At 56.1% G+C, this 908-nt stretch carries 1 protein-coding gene; it reads right to left on the reverse strand.

Annotation, left to right across the window (positions count from 1 at the left end):
* On the reverse strand, positions 1–191 hold a 191-nt coding region (locus E6C55_RS33205; RefSeq protein ID WP_136374114.1), incomplete at its 3' end, for an IS110 family transposase.
* Positions 192–908: the final 717 nt, after the last annotated feature.

The raw sequence follows: 908 nt of genomic DNA on the forward strand, positions 1-908 counted from the left end.
GCCTCCATCCCGATGCGAAGCTCCTGAGTGCCGGCTTTGTCCGCCGTGTCCAACATTTTCTGAATGAGGGTGTCCGCCCCCGTCTGGTCGTTAGGCACGGCGAAGGAGGCCAGCGAAGCACCGGCCCCATCCATGAATTGTACATGGTGGGACCGCAAGCTTACGTCAATACCAATCAGCATTGGTGACATAGAATCACCTCCCGTTGTGAAGCGAATCAAGCAGAACTCAGACCTGGGTGCCCGTGGAAACCACCGACTTCAGCCTCGTCATTAGCACTCATCCGCAAGCGTCCGACAATTGAAGGGTGCTACGCCCCGGACGCAAGCAGCGGTGCATCCAGCGGTTAGAACATGAGTGGTGGATCACGGGTAGCAGGCTATACACAGCAGTGCCGTTTCGGCCCGCAAGGAGGGGAAGAAATCTCCTGAGGAGTGCTTGTTGATCCCATTGTTCCACAGGCAGGTCTGAGAAGTCTAGAGCAGCCGCGTACAGCGGCGGACCAAGTCCGTCAAAGCGGATGTGTATAATCCAGTTGTCAAAGAGCGCATGACAAAGAATTGCAGACGACAAGCGACTACAGCGCAACAAAAGCTATTCACGCTGGCTCCCTCATTCGAGGTGAAACGGGCCAAGCGGGTAAAGCGGACAAAACAGAATGAGGGAGCCGGCGCTGCTTCCAGAGGTGAGCCGCTCTCGTCGCCAAGGTCCGGTCCTTGCCGGCAAGACGGTGGAGCGCAAGAGATGAAAATCTCGCCCCGACTTCCGTTCCTCGCCCTTCGGGCTGCGGTACGGGTTCGGCTACGCCCTCCACCCGGTCACCTACTGGAAATTCACTTCGTTCCTTTTCAGTCGTCCGGATCAACTGGAAAAAGAACAAAATGATCTTACAAGTACGATTATACGAG

The organism is Cohnella fermenti (assembly GCF_004801405.1).
Classification (GTDB): Bacteria; Bacillota; Bacilli; order Paenibacillales; family Paenibacillaceae; genus Cohnella; species Cohnella fermenti.